The organism is Colwellia marinimaniae (assembly GCF_002207865.1).
GTDB classification, from domain to species: domain Bacteria; phylum Pseudomonadota; class Gammaproteobacteria; order Enterobacterales; family Alteromonadaceae; genus Colwellia; species Colwellia marinimaniae.
Window position 1 is genome coordinate 1 of record NZ_BDQM01000007.1, and the last position, 17,537, is coordinate 17,537.

7 protein-coding genes are annotated in these 17,537 nt (G+C 39.4%); 3 read left to right on the plus strand and 4 right to left on the minus strand.

Annotation, left to right across the window (positions count from 1 at the left end; translation table 11 throughout):
* The first annotated feature begins 668 nt into the window (after window positions 1-668).
* The gene (locus MTCD1_RS06000) at window positions 669-1,541 is read left to right on the plus strand and encodes a 1-acyl-sn-glycerol-3-phosphate acyltransferase (RefSeq protein ID WP_057179849.1); all 873 of its coding nucleotides are present in this window, start codon (window positions 669-671) and stop codon (window positions 1,539-1,541) included.
* A 133-nt stretch (window positions 1,542-1,674) separates the two neighbouring features.
* Here the strand turns inward: MTCD1_RS06000 and pulA are convergent, their stop codons facing one another.
* Window positions 1,675-4,569 carry a pullulanase-type alpha-1,6-glucosidase gene (gene pulA, locus MTCD1_RS06005; protein ID WP_057179848.1) on the minus strand — a complete coding sequence of 965 codons (2,895 nt, stop codon included), beginning with the start codon at window positions 4,567-4,569 and terminating at the stop codon, window positions 1,675-1,677.
* Between the two features lie 118 nt (window positions 4,570-4,687).
* A complete protein-coding gene (locus tag MTCD1_RS06010) occupies window positions 4,688-5,659 on the minus strand; it encodes a LysR family transcriptional regulator (protein WP_057179847.1) in 972 nt (323 codons plus the stop codon).
* A gap of 215 nt (window positions 5,660-5,874) precedes the next feature.
* Here MTCD1_RS06010 and MTCD1_RS06015 point away from each other — a divergent pair, with 215 nt between their 5' ends.
* The gene (locus tag MTCD1_RS06015; RefSeq protein ID WP_057179846.1) at window positions 5,875-6,810 is read left to right on the plus strand and encodes a TlpA family protein disulfide reductase; all 936 of its coding nucleotides are present in this window, start codon (window positions 5,875-5,877) and stop codon (window positions 6,808-6,810) included.
* A 142-nt stretch (window positions 6,811-6,952) separates the two neighbouring features.
* Here the strand turns inward: MTCD1_RS06015 and MTCD1_RS06020 are convergent, their stop codons facing one another.
* Both MTCD1_RS06020 and MTCD1_RS06025 read right to left on the minus strand, forming a co-directional pair.
* Entirely contained in the window at window positions 6,953-11,185 is a 4,233-nt protein-coding gene (locus tag MTCD1_RS06020; protein WP_231732963.1) for an alpha-1,6-glucosidase domain-containing protein, read from the minus strand.
* Window positions 11,186-11,413: 228 nt separating this feature from the next.
* Window positions 11,414-14,071, minus strand: a complete 2,658-nt coding sequence (locus tag MTCD1_RS06025; RefSeq protein WP_057179845.1) for an early set domain-containing protein — start codon at window positions 14,069-14,071, stop codon at window positions 11,414-11,416.
* Window positions 14,072-14,527: 456 nt separating this feature from the next.
* Between MTCD1_RS06025 and MTCD1_RS06030 the strand changes: the two genes are divergently transcribed.
* A complete protein-coding gene (locus tag MTCD1_RS06030) occupies window positions 14,528-17,500 on the plus strand; it encodes a TonB-dependent receptor (RefSeq protein WP_057179844.1) in 2,973 nt (990 codons plus the stop codon).
* Window positions 17,501-17,537: the final 37 nt, after the last annotated feature.

A 17,537-nucleotide genomic window follows, 5' to 3' on the forward strand; every position in this document is an offset into this window, starting at 1 on the left:
TAATGAGACATCAACCTCTTTTAAATCATCGAGTTATTCAGTTTTTATTGTTTGTTTTGAATCCCGAAACTTGAGTTCATTAACTTATGCATGGTTTTATTCATTAAGGGCTCGGTTCATGTTTATTGCTTTACCTACTCGCTAAACTTGTTTTAAAGACAAGAAAAACCTTTAAACTAATGATAAAATTGAGTTATTACGCGAATAATAAATTTATATAAAATAGATTGTATATAAATAGCCACCACTCTACTAGGTAAGATAACAAGATATCGTCGAGTTCAACTCATTCATGGTAGCAAGCTATCACTAGTTCAGTTTATTAAGACAACATCAGTGTTTTTACCTGGGAAAATTCCGATATAGATAATCATTAAGTTAATCCTTTTAAATAAAGCAGCTTATCTATGAGCCCAGTTTATTTATTTCAAACACCTTGCTAGCCCTCTATAAGTTTCTTCTATGCAAAAAAACAAACTAACAACCCGTTTTTATTGATAAAAACATACTAGCTAGCTCAAGGAGCAAGCCCTATTTCAAACAAACGTTCACTTTGAGTGTTTACCACCAAGACTAAGCTGATTAAATAGCTAGCTACATCAATATTTTTTGTAACTTACCTGCTACAATAGCAGCTATCTTAGTTGTAACTTTGAATTGACTTTACCATGGCTAAAAAAGCACTCACCATTCGAGAAAAAACCATCTTCGACGGTATTTTCATTAAATACTTCTTAAAATTTATGTTTACTCTTTGGTTTAAACTTGCTGGTTGGAAACTTTGTAAAACAGCGCCTGAAGGTGCAGGTGTGGCTATCGCTGCTCCTCATACTTCAAACTGGGATTTCTTTTACGCCCTAGGTGCCGCTATTTTGCAAGATGTGAAAATTTACTTTTCGGTAAAAGACACCTTATGTCGAGTCCCAGTGTTAGGCACTTGGATGATGTATCTTGGCGCCATACCTATTGATCGTTCCGCAAAAGGCATTGGCCAAGTTGAGCAAATAAAAAACTTTATCAATAGCCAAAAATTAAACCGAGTGTTTTTCTTATTCACTCCAGAAGGAACACGCGGCCTAGTACCTAAATGGAGAAGTGGCTTTTACCATGTTGCCCAAGGTTGTGACTTACCGATATTTTTAGCGAAAGTAGATTACTTAAGTAAAGAGACTGGCGTTTTTCATACCTTTAAATTAACCGATAATAAAGAGAATGATATTAAAGCGATACAGGCGTCTTACGAAAGTGTTCAAGGTAAGTTCCCCATAAATCAATACCCTCCATACACAGGTAGCATGCCAAAGATTTCTGAAGTTGAAGCAAAAATAATACAAGCGCTGTACTCATTTAAAGGTGTTGCCACTAAAGTTGAAATTACCGCAAAAGCAAAATTGGGTGAGCTATCAACTAACATGTTAGATTTTTTAGTTGAAAAAGGCTTGTTAGAAAAAACCCTGCGCACAGATAAAAATATTGAGCCTCACTATCAACTGACCTTCGCCGGTCGTGGCTGTTTTTTACATTTATCGCCGAGTGTATAAATACCATTTACGCGAGTAAGCGCTAATGGTTTAAAAAGATTAAAGGTCCTGTTGAGCCAATTATTAATAATTGCTCAACAGGACCTTTTTTTGCCTAAAGAGTTATGAAACTCGATTAATTAATAAAACTTAACTAACCTCTCAGTTTGACAAATACCACACTGCTCAGTGCTGGCACAGTAAAGCCTGCTGCCGTTACTTTACTTTGCTTCACCACTTCATCAACACCATTTTTTTGTATTGGGTGTAATTGATAACCCTGAGTGCTGCCATAGGCGAAAGTTTGTCTTTTATCACTGGTATTAAAAATAACCATCATGCTAGATACCTTGGCATCAACAGATTCGCCCTGACTATCATCAATTTTCATCACCAATAAACCTAGCTGCTCGTTATCCGTATTGAGAAAAGTCACTTTATCAATAATCGCGGCACTGCTTGTTAGTCTAAATAAGGGCGAACTCATCCGCAGTGTTAGCATTTCGGTAAATATATTACTGCTAAACTCAATATGCTTAGCATTAACCTGATCTCGCCCCTGATGACCGGCAAGAACTTGCTTTATTAACGGCCAGTTAGCTTTATCTTTCTCTGCTGGTGGTAAACCGATATTATAAAAATTATCTTGCTTAGAAAAATCGACACGATTGAACCAGTCACCATAGTCATAGCTATCTCTCAGGAAAGACTTAGAGCGCATAAACTCTGAGCCCATGTGAATGAAAGGAATACCTTGGGCGAATAAGATGAACGCTAAACTTTGCAAGTGCATTCTAACCCTGTCATCAGTAGAAACTTCAAAAGCTAGACGATATTGACTGTTATCCCATAAGGTTTGGTTGTCATGCTTAGAAACATAGTTAATGGTATCAGCGGGGTCTAGCGCATAACCCGTTGGCTGATCACCATAAGGAATATCTTTGCCTAATACTTTTTTACCATTAATAACTTTTAAAGGGAAATTCACTAAATTACCGGCTAAACCGATGCGTAGTTGGTCCATTCTTAACACATAAGCGCGACGATTTTTTTCTTTATGTTGTTTTTCATTAGGAAAAGTTAATAAACCATTACCAATGCCTTGAGAATCGCGAGTATTATTACCACCGCCACGCACGGCATCACGTAATCGGTCAGAAAAAGTCCCTATTTCGCTGCCGGCTAACTCTAACTGGCTGGCTTGGACAAATTGTTTATTATTAGCCACTTCACCAAAATTCCAACCTTCACCGTAAAAGTAAGTATCACTGTCGACTTGGCGCACAGCGGCTCTTGCTGCCAACATCACATCCTTGGGTTGATGGCCCATTAAATCAAAACGAAAACCATCAATTTTATAATCACGTGCCCAAACCACTAACGAGTCGGTCATTAGTTTTGCCATCATCACCCGCTCTGTCGCGGTATTATCACAACAAGTAGATTGTTCAATAGCACCTGTTATCGGGTCTAATCTGTGGTAATAATGAGGTACTATTTTATCCAATACAGCATTGGTTGCTAAGCCAGCTTGATGGGTGTGGTTATACACTACATCCATAATCACCCGAAATCCCAAACCATGCAGGCTTTGAATCATCTCTCTAAATTCGACTAAGCGTGCAACACCTTGGGCATTAACGGCATAACTGCCCTCTGGCACAGTGTAATGAAAAGGATCATAACCCCAGTTGTAGTTATCAACTTGGCGTAATTCGCTAACTAACTGCTGCGCTTGCTCGCTGGCAACGGCATAACTCTGTAATAGTGATTTAATACTTTGCTCAGCATTGTAAGCTTGCTGACAGATATTGATCTTAGGTGTAATGGCGCAAACTTTGGCCAGGTTATCATCTATATCAAGATGTTTACTGGCATCTTCATTAACGGTGGCCATATCAAAGGTAGGTAATAAATGAATGTTATTTAAGCCTGCCGCTTGCAGTGTTTTTAAATGTTGCACGCCATTAGAGTTAGTCTCACTAAAGGCTTTATATTTCCCCTTAAACTTAGGGTTACTTAGCCGTTGTTCATTGGCACTAAAGTCTCGAATATGTACTTCATAAAAAACATTGTCTTCGACATTTTTCACCGTCGGTATTGACTGATTTAGCCAGTTTTTAGGCTGCGTAATAGCGTCATTCAAATCTACAACCTGTGAGTACTCACTATTAACAGACAAGCTCAAAGAATAGGGGTCGGTAACCGATAAGGTTTCTACCTTTTGGGATACCGGGTGATAAACGCTAAGCTGATATTTATAATAAGCATAACTCGCTTGCTTATCTGACAATACCTGCCAAACACCGGTATGGCTATCTTCTACCATTTCAAGCTTACCACCTGAAATTGCTTGTAAGTTGTCATCAAAAAGCTGCACAGCAACCGCTTGTGCTGTTGGTGCCCATAACTTAAAGCTAACAGCTCTACTAACAACAGTGTTAACACCCTCACCTTGTTGATTATTGATAATGGTTGCGCCTAAATCTGTCACTTCATCGGCATCATTATCACCCTGAGTATAAAGTGCATCAATTACGCCCCCGGTTTGCACGTAAGCAATTTTTTTTGCTTGCTTACTTAGACCAAGACCGGCTTCAATCGCCACCACCATGAGTTGTTGTTTTAACCAGCGCTTACTTTGCTCTGGCGTTAATTGCACTTTATAGGCTTGAAAATCAGCTAAATGAGGAAACTCTTTTGCTAATTTATCTGGGAAACTAACCGCTAATAAATCAATGGCATTAAAACCAGCTGATTTTTTACTCAGTAACTGGTATTGATAGTTGTTCCGTGATTTTGGCAGTACCAATAATTGGCTGGTTAACCAATGAGCAGAGCTATCACTCGGTAAATTAGCCAAGTCACTTGCTTTAAACAAGCTTGCTGCAACAGCAGTGACCTTATTGACAGTATTAATTATTGGTTGGCTTAGTTGGCTAGGTTTACTTGTTTCACCACATGCACTAACCAACATAGTTGTTGAGAGTACAGCATAAATTGCCCGGCTAAGGCTTGAGTGAGAGCGAGAAAAAAAAGACATTTTCATAATAAACGAGTCGGTAATATTGTTATGGATATTAACTTACTCGTTCAGCCATTATATAAATACTGATTTTGCTTAATTGCATACGTATTCAATATTTACCCCATGATACTCTACACTGTCAACTCGGTTTTAGTGGGCTATCAAGCAAAGTTTTGGATGGCAACTCGCCTATTTCTTTAAGGTAAGCTTTAACAAATTCGATAAATAGTTGCGTGCGTTTGGGCAGGTATTTTCTTTTTGGATATACAATAAATACCCCTGAATTGGCAAATTCATCAAGTTCTGCCACCACCCTCATTTTGCCGGCAACGACTAAGGCCTTAGCGGTAAAATGAGGCATAAGACTAAGGCCCAAACCTTCCGCGCACATTTGGGCCATTGCTTCACCATCATCAACAATGGTGACGTTTTTCGGTTCAACATTAATATGGCAACCTTGATAGCAGAAATTTATCGGCATTGTCCTACCTGTTTGTTTGAAGCGAAATAACAGCCAAGGTAAAACTGAGAGCCCTTTATTCGAAATATCAATCTCGCTGCTGGTTACTAACTTATTACTTACGCCCTTACTACTGACCCCCTCATTACTGATGCACAGCACAAAAGGCATGGGTGACAGTTTTTGTGCCACCAAACGGCTGTCATTTAAAGTACCACTGCGAATAGTAACGTCGACCGCATCACTAATCATATCGACATATTCATCATTAAAACTGATATCTAGCTGGATTTCAGGATAGGTTTTTTTAAATTGGCTTAACATTGGCAGCATATACATACGGCCATACGATACCGGTAAATTAATTTTCAATGCACCACTGTAACTATTATTGTCTGATTTTAATTCTTGCTCACACGATTCAAGTTGTTGATAGAGAGAGCCAACGGTATCGGCATACTTTTGCCCTGCTGAGGTCAAACTTAACTGCCGAGTAGAGCGATAAAGCAATTGCAAGCCGAGCTGCTCTTCTAACCTTTTAATAGCCTTACTTACCGTGGATGGATCTGTCGAGTGTTTTTTGGCTGTTGCAGCAAAGCTGCCAGTCTCGATAGTCGACATAAACAAGGCGATGCTTTTAAATTTATCCATAATGCTCTTCCTCAATGAATGGAATGAGTGAATTAAATCGACGAATGGTATTGATGAATTATATTCACTAATGTAAGTAATTATCGGCACTTCTGATAATAATTATTTGACGTAAACTAAGTTTCATTGAAAACACCAGTCAACAAAGTTGATAAAATTTTCAAAAAATTACCTTTAAGTTGATTACCTTCAACCTAATAACTAAGGGAATCCTTATGTTCATGTTAAAACGATTGTTATTGTCCATCACTCTGACATTATTTATCAGTCCAGTTTTATTGGTGCAAGCCAGCAATGTATCACAGCAGTTATTAACCATGCCAATAACCTTAACCACGGGAGAAGTGGTTACCTTAGCGCAATATCAAGGTAAAAAGCCGGTCTATTTAAAGTTTTGGGCAACATGGTGCAAACCTTGTATTGAGCAAATGCCCCATTTTGAGCAAATAAGTCAACAACATAGTGACAATTTAGCGATCATCGCCATTAATCTAGGTATCAATGATAATTTAGCTGCGGTGCAAAAAATGCAGCAAGAGTTTAACTTATCAATGCCTATGGCTATCGATAAAAGTGGCGACTTAGCGCAAGCGTTTCGGTTACTCGGTACCCCGTATCATTTATTGTTTGATAAACAAATGAACTTAGTTCACCTTGGCCATAAAGCTGATTCAGTGCTTGATAACAAAATTTCCCTGCTCAGTAGTGAACAACAACTTGATTTACTGGCCGACAATGCCATTACCGAAACTGCATTGCCACTGGAGTTAGGGCTTAATGACAATAAAATACAGGCGTTTTTATTTACCGCTACTTGGTGTGATTGGTATTTTAAAGACTCTCGCCCAAGCTCATCACAACAATGCATAGCGGCACAAAATTCAATCAATTATTTAACTCAACAGTTTGCTAACATCGAATGGCAAGGCATCATTTCCAGACTTTGGACAGGTCCTGCTGAACTCGCGAATTACACTAAGAAATATCAAGTAAAACATGCCATTGCGATTGATGTTAGCAATAGCATGTTTCATCAATATGCCGTGAAAGAATTACCGAGCTTAATCATGGTAAAAGATGGTGAAGTCATATTAAGAACTTCTGACTTTTACGAGCCTGAAGCTTTAGCTGAACAAATATCCAAGCTATAAGAAGAGTAATAATTTACCAGTAGCTTTCCGCTGCAAAGTTAAAATAAAAAAAGGCTTGCTGATTTACTTAGCAAGCCTTTCTGATAAACCTTCAAAACAAGCTCAAGGTCTATTTTACCAGCATGTTATTCTGGTTTGATTGCTATGGCTGACACTGCTGAATAATCAGGCTGCCTACATTAGCACCTTGGCTTGGGTTAGCTTCATTGAGTGTTAACAAAAAGCTATAACTTCCGGCTTCCAGTGTAATAACGTTATTATCAGTTCCGCCATCATCATAGGCAACAACATAGTTCACTCCAACAGCTAAGTTATCACTACTAATATCGTTACTAGCTTCAGCTTGTACCCATAACTGTGTCGTCCAATCATCATCGTCTGAAGCCAGCTTAAATTGCATATCACCAGCAAAATCAGCTACTGCCTGATAAATATTATTGCCTTTATAATGTAGACGATATAACTCATTTGCGCCCCAGCCAGAATGATTACCTTTGACATAGAGTTCACCGCCGCCGGCAATGTCAAATGGAATAGCATCAGCAGAGTCGATTAATGCGCGACAATCCACGGTTAGTGCAATGCTAGTAATAGTGATTTGCGCTGTTGCAGCAGAAGCGTCAATGGTAAAGCTATAAATACCATCACTTGCTACCGAAAACGTCATATTGCCACCATCATCATTTACCGTAATTGAACTTGCGGTAAAACTCACATCATTAAAGCCTAAATTTAAATTGGCCCACTGTGCATCGGCAAATTTAAAGCTTTGCTGGCCCGCAGTTAAATTAACGTTAAGGCTGTAAATATCGTTTTCTTCATAGATAAAACGATAAGCATCGGTTAACTCCTCACTGCTCCAGTTATTCATACTGCCGCGTAGGTAAATAACGGTATCACCATAGGGTGCAACATCGACAGCATCTCGAGTAATACCCGCTGCTAACCCTGCTCCTTGAGCGCCAACTTGTGCCTTAACAAATACGGCACTGGTATAAGCCGGTACAGTAAAGGTTCCTGCACCCGTTCCAGCGGTAAAACTTGCTGTCTGAACACTAGTATCAGCAGAGGTTAATTGTATTGAATGAAGGGCAAAATCAGTAGCTGTGCTGATAGTATGACTTTGCTCGGCATCGGTACCGTTAATGACCACCACAATAGCATCATAGTTATTATCTAAGTCCTTTAGTTGAGTAGAGCCACCAGTACCATCATCGATGCTCATCACGATTAAACCTGGGGTTTGACTAGAGCCGGTATTATGAAAACCAACACGGTTAATAACATCTTGCTCTGTGGTTAATCTAAATAACGGGCTATCACTTCGAATAGCTAAGAACTCAGCAAATATCGCCGAGCTGAACTCAATATCATTGTTATCAACAGCAATTTCAACATTGGTTTTTATGCTAGCAATCGTTGCTAAATTACTGTCATTACTATTATCAATAGGGGTACCCGCCTGCCAATTATTACTTTGGTTGCTATAGTCAACGGCGTTATACCAATCACCAGCATCGTAGGTATTTCTGTCCATAGATTTAGAGCGCATCTTGTCTAGCCCTAATTGAAAGAAAGGTATGCCTTGGCTTAATAACGGAATGCTTGCCGATAAGTTATGTACTCGCACCCGATCATCATTAAGCATTGCTGTCGGTAAGTTATATTGTAAATAATCCCATAAGGTTTCATTGTCATGTTTTGAAACATAGTTAATGATATCGGCAGGGTCTAAAGCATAGGCTTGACCGTCTGAAAAATCACGACCTAGTTTAATCACACCTTTAAAATCTTGCAGTTGATAATTTTGTAAGGTTGCCGCTAAACCACGACGAATTTTATCTATTTTATTTAAGTCGGGAGATGTTACTGAAAGTACCGCTTCACGAATGGCATCACGTGGCCGATCATTAAAGGTACCTACCTCTGAGCCAGCCATCGTTTGTTGAATGGCATTGTCAAATAAACGGCCACTGACTACTTCCCCCCAGTTCCAACCTTCACCATAAAAGTAATTATCAGGGTCGATTGCTTGCACCGCTGCACGCGCTGCTAATATAGTGGCTTTTGGCATATGCCCCATAATATCAAAACGGAAACTATCAAATTTATATTGCTTGGTCCATTGCACTAAAGAATCAATGACAAATTTTCCCATCATTACATGTTCAGTCGCGGTATTATCACAACAGGTGGATTTCTCTAGATCACCAGATATCTCGTTGTACCTGTGATAATAACCCGGCACCATTTTGTCAAAAACAGAATTGTCCCATAAACCAGAAGCTGAGGTATGGTTATAAACCACATCGAGCACCACTCTAAAACCTAAGTCGTGTAAGGCTTTGTTCATTTCGCGCATTTCTTTAATACGAGTAACGCCATCAGCATTTGAAGCATAACTGCCTTCTGGTGCATTAAAGTGATGAGGATCATAACCCCAGTTAAAGCTGTCAATGCCTCGCATAGACGCCACTAAATCTTTAGCGTCATTGCTGGTTGGTTGATAACTTTCTAAAACTGAAAGAATGGTGGCGCTATTATCTTCCACACCACATACAGGTGCACTAGCATTTAAAATACATAACTCAGCAACAGTATTATGAATATTAACGGTTTCTCCTACGCCTTCCTTAATGGTAGCGATATCGTTAGCAGGCAACATATGAAAATGAGTAACACCCGCATCGGCTAAACTTTTCAGGTATTGCACGGCATTTGAATCTGTTTCAGTAAAGGCTAAATATTTACCACGATTTTGTGCTGTTGTGCTGCTGTCCGTGATACTAAAGTCACGAATGTGCGCTTCTAAAATCACGGCATCTTCAATTTCAGCAATCGTAGGTGATAAATGATTATCCCAATCAACAGGTTTTAAATCATCGTCATTTAAGTTAACAAATTGCGAATACAAACCATTAGTCGCTAAACTCACTGAGTAAGGGTCAGTTGACCAAATGTTTTCAATTTTTTGTGAAACTGGGTGATAAACACTGACTTGATAACGGAAAAACTGACGATCATAAGAGACCTTATCCCCCGTAAATGACCATATACCTGTTGCCGCATCAAGTATCATGGTTTCGGTACTAGTTAGAGTTTTAGCCTTATCAAAAACGTGTAAGGCAACACTTTGTGCTGTTGGTGCCCAAACTGAAGCGGTAATGTTATTAGCCGTATAGACAAGACCCAAGATTGCTTCATTAGCGTCGTTATCACCTGAGGTATAAATATCATCAAGGGCTTTGGCTATTTGCACACGTGTGGCCGATAACATCTCGCCGTTTGCTGAATACGCTATTGCCACTAACTCACCTTTTAGGGCGGCTTTAATTAATGATAAATCGGCATTCGTTGCATAAGCTGCAAATGAATCTTTAATATGAGGCACCAATGCCGCTTCATTTTCGCTAAGCGTACTTGCGGTAAAAGTAATATAATTATCACCCGTTATGCCGGTAACAGCATCAAAGGCTAAATCAGCAGTGGCCGAATGGTAGATACGAACTTCAGCGGCATTGTCTATCGGTAGTAAAACTGTCGATGCAGTTAGCCAATGTGCACTAGCACCTTCGATAAATACACCTTCAGAGGCTAATATAGCCTCTGTATATAATTCACTGTTACCTGATAATGTCCAAATAGTGTGCTCACCGGTTAGATCGACTACATTATTAGTATCGCCACCAATGTCTTTTTCATCACCGTTATGAACAATAAAATTAGCGCAACCGTTATGATCAGTTTTTAGTGGTAGTATCCAATAAGCACCATAGTTTGCATCTTCACCATTTGCTGCCTGGCCTAGAGCCCAAACAGTACCTTCATCATCAGCAAAATCGGCATAAGCAATACAGCCATCGCCATTCCATAAATGTAATACCCAGTGTTCATAATTATCGTCAGAGCGGTTATAGAAAATAACTAACTCGTTATCACCTGCACTAACCACTGGATCAGGTAAAGTATTCTCATCGACCAAACTGAGTGCAAAGTCGCTATTCGCTGAGGCATTACTCGGGTCTGACACTGCTAAATTAGCACTATAACTGCCTGCTGCTTGATAAGTTACCGTTGCTGAAGTGGTTGCTTTGCAATCGGCAATATCGATGTTAGCTTGACTATCACCCGTAGATAATACGCAAGCAAGCGCATCATTATCACTATCAGCTACCTCCCAAGAGAAGGTGACCTCAAAAAGAGAAGTCGTACTGGTTTGTGCGCTAAAACTGGTTACGGTTGGTGCATTATTGTTTGGGTTTGTATCTGGATTTGGCCCTTTGCCACCATCATCACCACCGCCACCACAAGCAGCTAAGCCAGTGGTTAATACACCGCATATTATTATCTTTTTAAAGCTTATTGGTAATATCAAAATATTATCCTTTTATCATTATTTTTCTTAGGTAATTACCTCATGCTAAAGCTTTGTTTATTTGTTGAACAGAGGTTACATACGTATTCAATAAAGCAATTTTTAGGTATAAAAAAAGCCCTACCTATCGGCAGGGCTTTTTAGCTAAACTAATTGATTTTATTTACAAAATAATCAGCTTCACTTTGTAATAATAACTTTTAACTTTTAACATTTACGTCAAAGTAACTACTTTTCCGTAACCGTCATCGTTTTAGTAACACCATCTTCAAAAGCGAAAATATAGGTACCGGCAGGTAAGTCAATTTTGATGTTGTTGTTAGATTGTACAAGTTCCAATGCAACACCCAATTCAACTTTAGTATCTGCAATCTCAACACCCCAGTTATAACCAAAAGATCCGCCCCAATTTTCATCGGCTACTTTAAATTCACCAGGACCGGTAATAACCACTTCAAGTGAGTAAGTATGTGAAGCTTCAGCAGTGTTGCCTGCATCAGTTGCAACAAAAGCTAACTGATTAACCTCTGAAGCGCCCCAATCAGTGATACTACCGCGTAAATACAATGGCGCTTCTGACACTTTAACCACAGGGTCAGCTGAATCAAAGATCACTTCAAACTTATAAGATGTTGCTTTAGATACTGATACACGCATATTTCCGCCATCATCAGTTACCGTAATTGCATCAGCATCAGTAGAAATAGTCACGTCGTTAAAACCTAAGTTAACTACGCCCCAACTAGAGTCAGCAAATTTAAAGGCATGATTACCATCAGCTTCTAAACCGTAAATTACGCTATAACTTCTAGTATCAGCATTCCATTTAACTTGGTCAGTAGCTGGTGAAGACCAACCATTGACTGAGCCACGAATGAAAACTTGCGTTGAGCCAAATGGTAAAGCAGGTTTTATTTCAATACTTGGTGCAGTAGGGTCTGACAGATCTAAAACAAAGTCATATTTCGCAGCCATTGAAGTAAAGCTTAACGCGCCACCTCCACTTTCTAATGCTAATGGCGTACTTGCCATAACAACATTATCAGTATCAATTGCACCTACAGCAAAACCCGTGCTTGAATCTGCAATAGTGAAACTGTGCGTTTCAGCAGCTAAGTCAACTCGTGTTACGTATTGACCATTAGTGCTATAACTAAGCGCCATAGTTTCTGCGCCAATAGTTAACATTGGGAAGGCATCTACAGGTACTTCGCTAATAGTTAATTTAACTTCAGCTGCATCACTAGCATTAACTGAAAACTGGTAAATTTTGTCTTTAGTCATATCAACTTTCATGTTCTGACCAACACCTTCACCAACAGTCATAGTGATAGTAGAGCCAACAGCTGATTGATCGCCGCCTTTAATACTACCGAAAGAGCTAGGCTCAGACCAATCAATGTCAGCTACTTTAAAGTCATATGAGTCAGTACAATCTTCACCATCTACGGCTTCAACGACTGGTTCAGCTTCTAGATCTTCTTCGATAGGTGCAACAATTACACATTCTTCTTCTGTGGTGTAAGTGTGGTTTACACGATATTGACCATCTGCATAGGCGAATGTTGAATTTTCATCTCCAGCGCCATCCCAACCATTAAAAGCACCTCGAAGTAATAATGCGGTTTCATCTGGGTTAAAGGTGACAACACATTTTGAAGAAATTTCTTCAGCACCAACACCTACGGCTACTGTGTCAACCGGACAGACTAATTCTTCGCCAACACAAATCCCCGCATCATTTGCTGTTTGGCTCCAACCACAAGACGTTACTCCTGAAGAGGCTTCCGCACCAAAATAAGGATGTTGGTTAACCAGTAACATGCCATCAAGCACGTTTACGGAGAAGTTATCATCAGCATAAGCGTTTTTATCAAGGTTATGTAATACCACATTACCGGATGGACCAATTGGCATCATTAAATCGCTATCAGAAATCTTTTTACCGTCAGCGGTATCATTAAAAATAACATTACCGCAATTACCTGGCTCATCAACTAAAAGTAATTTCCAAAACATACCATAATTAGGGTCAATGCCTATATTACCAGGCTCATTTGCATAATTTGAGTTTTGTCCCCAACTTGAAATACTATCATCAGCATAAGCAGTACAGACTCCGGCATCATCATTCCATGTATGAGCTACCATGTTTTCATAAAGTGCGTCGTTATCACCACCATCAACATGATTTTCATTACGGTAGAATACAACAGCTTCATTTGGGCCCGCGATAACAACCGGTGCAGGAGCATCTAAAATAGGGTTTTGCTCGGGAATAATACACTCGTATATACCCGCTTCGTCAATCACTTTATAGTTAGGACAAGATAATGGCGGCGTATAACAAATTTCATCACCATCCATGTCCGCAGTCGTTGCATTTACAGAACGATTGATACGTTGTGATGGTCCTAAGTAGCTAGCTGTTGGGATTTCTGCAAACCAAAGTTCAAACCATTCATTAAAACCTTCACCACGAATCACGTCTTGGCCTTGTGCTATTTGAAAAGCAAGTGCTTCTTCTTTCGCAATAACCTGACGCTCAGTTTCTTCAAGCGTTAAATCTAAAATGCTATAAAGGTCTAACTGTTCATATTTAAAATCAGCTTCCCAAGCAGCTTCATCCCATGAATCGCCTGCTCCTGCTTCTGCAGCAGTTTTGGCTTCAGCTTTACCCGCATCAATACCAGCTTGTTCATCAGCAGTAAGTGGATAAAAGTCTGCACTCGCAATTTGAACTAAGTCAGGGTTTTTACACCACAAACCGACTTCTGCAAATATGTCTGTTATTTCTGGCTGTGCTTGATCACTACCACAACCACTTAGGGCTAAAGATACGGCAATCGCACTTCCAAGCATAATTGGCTTGAATTTATATTTCATGAGTTTATAACTCCATTAACTATTATGGTTTTAGTTTATGTGTATATATTTTGTATTATCCCTAAAACTTTGCTGATTAAGTAAGGAACACAAGATTACTTTTCCGATTTTAATTTTTTTCAGTAACCTCTTAAACCTACACAAAGCATATGATGTTGTATATAACCCTATCCCTTTAAAAATCTATGAATACGTATGCATTTATGATTAGTAAACTGCATACGTATGCACTGAACAATTGCTTGTTTTTTGATTAAGTTGTTTTAAACTCGATTTGCTGAATATAGAATTACCAGAACGAACAAGACTAAACACTAGTGTATATAAAAGTTACATTCCGATAACTAAATAAAGGTAGCAATAACTGCAAGGTGCAGCTCTTTTCAACAGAGAAAACAGCCTAAACATCAAGCATTAAGAATTAAGCATAACTACAACTTGCCTTAGGGGATACACATGAAAACATTTAAGCCCAGTGCGCTGACTCTCGCACTCATGATGGGAGGAGTTCAAATCGCGGCAATGTCTAACATTGCCTATGCGGCAGAAGAAACTCCCAAAGAAGCTCAAAAACAACAAGATAAATCGGAAGAACAAGTCGAAGTTATTGAAGTAACAGGTTTTAGAGGCAGTATCATCAAGTCTCTTAATACTAAACGCTTTTCTGATACGGTTGTTGATGCTATTTCAGCCGATGATATTGGTGGTTTACCCGATGTTTCCATTGCAGACTCTCTTACACGTTTACCCGGTGTAACTTCTGTTCGTATTGATGGTCAATCAAGCGAGTTAAACGTTCGTGGTTTATCTGGTGGCTTTGTTTTCTCTACCTTAAACGGTCGTGAAATGGTATCAACCAGTGGTGGTCGCTCAATTCAGTTCGATATGTTCCCAGCTGAGTTGATTTCTGGCGCGCAAGTATACAAATCACAAAAAGCCTCTTTAATCGAAGGTGGCATCGCCGCAACGATTAACTTAGAAACAGCTAATGCCTTAGATAACGAAGAAGACCATTCCTTTCGTGCTTCGTTACATGGCAACTACAATGAAGCCGCTGCCGACAATGAGGATTCTGACACCTTTGGTCGTCGTCTAACCTTATCTTATCAAGGCAAATATTTTGATGAAACAGTAGGCATTGCTGTTGGCTGGGCCAATATGTTTCAACCTACCGTTTCCAGTCGTTTTGTTAACTATCAATTTGATGAACAAGACTTATCTGCCGCCTACGATGGTGCTCCCGAAAGCATTTTAGTTTCTTCTGGTTTCGAAATTAATGAGCGTGGCGGTGAAGATGAGCGTAACGCGTTTACCTTAGCACTAAACTGGGAGCCAAGAGATGATCTGCGCTTTCAGTTCGATGGTTTTCACTCTAAGTTTGACTCAAACAAATGGGATCGCGGCTTACGTATTTCAGGTATAAATAATATTGCCACCCCTGGTGCAGGGTTATTAATTGACAACCCTTTATCTGCCGATGGTGCACTTGTTGGTGGTACTATCTACAGAGATCCAAATGGCACTTTGCTTGCTCCTCCGTATCCAGGGTCCTCACGTGATATAAACATCCAAACACAAGCCGATGATAATACTACTAATAGTTCATCATCAGCCTTTGGCTTACGTGGTGATTGGGATATTACTGATGACTTGATGATGACAGTTGATATATCTCATTCTGAAGGTGAAGAAGAATACAAAGATCAGGTTTTGCGTATGGCCTACTTTGAAGATTCAAGTGCGCCAACACCAATTATTGATGATAATGTAATTTTTAGCTATCAGCTAAATGGTTTAAATAACCCTAATCTTCAATTTAATCAAGACTTCACTGACACTGCACACATGATGGTAACTAGTTCGGAGTCGTACCCTCATATTGAGTCAAACTCTTCAGACGCTATTCGTGTTGATTTTACTTACCAACTAGAAAGTGACATATTTAGTTCAGTAGAGTTTGGTGTTCGTGCATCAATGCGTGATTATGACTTAGGCCGTGCCCGTTTCTTATATGGTACTACCGACGGTAACATGCGTAATGGCCAATATATTACTTATGGCGAAGATGCCGATGGCAACCTTGTTGAAGTTGCGCGTTTTCAACCACATGTATTAGATAGTAGTAACTCAACAGTTAGCACCATTGGTGGCAACTTATCAGGTATGCCTAGCTTCTTATCTGTTGATAATGACGCTATCTTAAATGCTTGGATTCCCAATGTTGATCGTACACCAGTACGTACTTGGCAACATGATTGGACCATGACCCAAGCCAACCTTGTTGAAGAGGACGTATTGTCAGCCTACTTACAAATAAACATTGATACTGATTTCTTTGGCCTCCCCGTAACAGGTAACTTTGGTGCTCGTTATGTTGATACGACACAAAGCAGTACGGGTTTAGTCAATGTTGGCGCAGGTAATGGCGATACCATCTATGATGATGTTGGCGGAACTAATAGCGATTGGGAACATAAAAAAATTAGCGAAAGTTACAACGACTTTTTACCTTCGTTGAACTTAAACTTCAAAGTCACCGATGATGATCAAATTCGTTTTGCTTATGCAAAAGTAATGTCACGCCCTGAAATGCCAACTATGGCAAACAGTGGTAACTGGAAATTTGATGTTAACCGTGATGGTGATGGTCGTAACTATATTGGTTTAGATAGCTCTACCAGCCCGAAATTACGCCCGTTCTATGCGAACCAATATGATATTTCTTTTGAACATTATTTCACTGAAACTGAAGGGGCTTTCGTTGTTGCCCTTTGGTACAAAGATGTTGCAAATATTGTCAGTGATAATACTGAAATAAATTATGACTTTGCAGCCAATGGTTTTGATTTACCGTCTATTCCAGACAATAAAGTAGAAGATGACAGTGGTAATGTCTTAGTTTGGGAAAATGGTGATTATAGCCATGCGGAAAACAATGGCGATGCGGGTTACATACGCGGTATTGAAATAGGTTACACACAAACCTTTTCTTTTCTCCCTGGATATTTATCAGGTTTAGGCGCTAATGTGAATTTCTCTTATACTGAGAGTGAAATTGAAGTTGAATCTTCAGTTCCTGGAGAAGAAAATCAACTTGGTCCTCTTGAAGGTTTATCACCACGCGTATTAAGTGCGACATTATTCTATGATTGGGATGATAAGCTATCCGCACGTGTTAGTGGTCGATATCGTAGTGACTACTTAAGTCGTCAAGTAGCGATTGGTAGTGATCAATCGGCTTACTTCCAAGAAGAAACGATTATTTCAGCACAAGTGTCGTATAACTTCACTGAAAATCTACAAGCCGTTATTTCTGCGGATAATATCACCGATGAACCAAATATCTCATATTTTGGTAATACATCGCGCACAGGTACTATTCAGTACTTCGGTCGCACAATATACTTCGGCGTAAATTACACTATGTAAATAGTTACCCGATAGAAAATAAAGGGCAACACTTATG

Coding starts and splice junctions, on each gene's coding strand:
- MTCD1_RS06000 (WP_057179849.1), top strand. CDS start 669: ATGGCTAAAAAAGCACTCACCATTCGAGAAAAAACCATCTTCGACGGT.
- pulA (WP_057179848.1), bottom strand. CDS start 4,569: ATGAAAATGTCTTTTTTTTCTCGCTCTCACTCAAGCCTTAGCCGGGCA.
- MTCD1_RS06010 (WP_057179847.1), bottom strand. CDS start 5,659: ATGGATAAATTTAAAAGCATCGCCTTGTTTATGTCGACTATCGAGACT.
- MTCD1_RS06015 (WP_057179846.1), top strand. CDS start 5,875: ATGTTCATGTTAAAACGATTGTTATTGTCCATCACTCTGACATTATTT.
- MTCD1_RS06025 (WP_057179845.1), bottom strand. CDS start 14,071: ATGAAATATAAATTCAAGCCAATTATGCTTGGAAGTGCGATTGCCGTA.
- MTCD1_RS06030 (WP_057179844.1), top strand. CDS start 14,528: ATGAAAACATTTAAGCCCAGTGCGCTGACTCTCGCACTCATGATGGGA.